The sequence below is a fragment of the Clostridium thermobutyricum DSM 4928 genome, assembly GCF_002050515.1.
Lineage (GTDB): Bacteria > Bacillota > Clostridia > Clostridiales > Clostridiaceae > Clostridium > Clostridium thermobutyricum.
Genome location: NZ_LTAY01000102.1, coordinates 1 through 2,158 on the forward strand (window position 1 = coordinate 1; position 2,158 = coordinate 2,158).

At 25.3% G+C, this 2,158-nt stretch carries 3 protein-coding genes; all 3 read left to right on the plus strand.

The features are described from left to right. Positions 1–33 precede the first annotated feature (33 nt). A complete protein-coding gene (locus tag CLTHE_RS15060) occupies positions 34–294 on the plus strand; it encodes a hypothetical protein (protein ID WP_143324099.1) in 261 nt (86 codons plus the stop codon). Between the two features lie 150 nt (positions 295–444). After that, positions 445–693: a hypothetical protein gene (locus CLTHE_RS15065; RefSeq protein ID WP_080024115.1), complete on the plus strand. Its 249-nt coding sequence runs from the start codon at positions 445–447 to the stop codon at positions 691–693. 234 nt (positions 694–927) lie between these two features. Continuing rightward, positions 928–2,158: type II CRISPR RNA-guided endonuclease Cas9 (gene cas9, locus CLTHE_RS15070; RefSeq protein ID WP_080024116.1), on the plus strand; the 1,231-nt coding region annotated here is incomplete at its 3' end.

The following is a 2,158-nucleotide window of genomic DNA, read 5'->3' on the forward strand; positions in this document are numbered from 1 at the left end:
CATTTAAAGGAATTTAAATTGGAGGTAATTATTATGAGTAATGTTTTGATAGGTTGGTTTCCTACAATTTTTTCTTTTATAGTTTTAATTATAAGTATATTTAGCCTTTACCAAACTGTTAAACATGGGAAAAAGGTTGAAAAGCACAAGAAAGAGCTTGAACATGAACTTATAGAATGGAAAATCAATTTCAATAAAAGAAAAGAAGAAGAGCTAAAATTAATCAAAAATATTTTCAATAATTATGATATTTCAGAACAGATATTTAATGAATATGAAACAGAAGAAAACTAAGGTAGTTTTAAATTGTAATAAAAGTTAGAATTTATTAATTACAGATATAATGGGAGAGAACTAATGAATACTAGATTTAAAGAAATAAGACAAGCAAAAAATACAGCAGATTTATATATAATTGAATAGAAGAAAGTAGGTGTTTATAATATGCTTATAATAGATAATCCTTGTTGTGAAACATGTAAATTTAATTTTGGTTCAGTATGCGCCTCACATGGATATAGATTAGATAATAATGAAGATACTTATGGTATGACTATAGATGAAACAAAAGAAATGTTTCCAAATGGATGTAGTGAGTATTTTCCTTCCTTAGATTATTTTTCAAAGTTATGTGAACAAGGTAAAGTTCCGCCATTTGAAGAATTAATGGAAGATTTGTTTAGAAAGAAATAAATATAATAATAACTTTAAAAAAGTTTATTTATATTGAAAAAATTACAATTTTAGTATATAATTATATAAAATAACTAGGAAAATAATATAGCATATCAAAAATTTAACTAGTTACTATAGCAAGGCATTAAGCCGTAAAGTATCCCTCTATGTTCATATAAATGAGCTTAGGGGGTATCTTTTTATTTATAAAAGTAAAAAAATATATTTTTTAAATAGATTGGGGGCAACTTTATGGATAAAGAACTAAATTATGCAATTGGACTTGATATTGGAATAACATCAGTTGGTTGGGCAGTTGTTAATTTAGATTTAAATAGAATTGAAGACTTAGGAGTAAGAATTTTTAATGCTGCTGAAAATCCTAAAGATGGGGCATCTTTAGCATTACCAAGAAGACTAGCAAGAGGAAGAAGACGTTTGCTTAGAAGGAGAGCTTATAGACTTAAAAGGGTTAAGCGTTTAATAGTAGAAAAAAATATTCTTACTAAAAATCAATTAGATAATTTATTTAAAAATAATAATATATGTAGTGTATGGGAAGCAAGAGTCAAAGGATTAGATTCAAAACTTACTAATGAAGAATGGGCAAAGATTCTAATTAATTTATGTAAGAGAAGAGGTTTTAAATCTAACAGAAAAAATGAAGCTAAAGAAAAAGAGGCAGGGGCAATAATAAGTAGCATAAATAAAAATATTGAGCTTATGAAAGAAACTAATTCAAGGACAATAGGAGAATGTATATATAAAAGAGTTAAGGAATCAGGTGATGCATATAAAGCTTTAAGAAATAAATATGGTGAATATAATATGTGTACATCAAGGGGGATTATTAGGGAAGAGATAAATATATTATTTGAAAAACAAAGAAGCTTTGGAGCAGAATTTGCAAGTTATGAAATTGAAGATATGTACCTAGAGATATTTGATTCTCAAAGACCATATTCAGATTTTGATAAATTAGAAAAGTTTGTTGGATATTGTACCTTTGAAAAAGGTGTAAAAAGAGCTCCTAAAAAATGTATTTCAGCAGAAGAGTTTGTATTATATGATAATATAAATAAATTGTCTATATTATGCGATGGTGAAAAAAGAAAATTAAATAATAAAGAAAGAGATTTAATAGTAAAAGAAGCATATAACAAAAAGGAAATTAAATATTCAGCTTTAAGAAAATTATTAAATTTAGATGAGAGTAGTAGATTTTCTACTCTAACTTATAGTATAGATAAGGATGTTTCTAAGACTGAAAATACTAAATTTGTATCATTAAGTGGGTATTATGAGATAAAAAGAGCTATAGAAAAAGGAATTAGTAAAGAGTATTGGAATGAAATTAAAAATAATAAAGATATGCTAAATAATATAGCTTATGTTCTTACATTAGGAAAAACTGATAAGGAAATAGAAGAGCAGCTAATAAAAAGAAATATAGATAAAAAAATAATAGAAAGTGTTATAGATA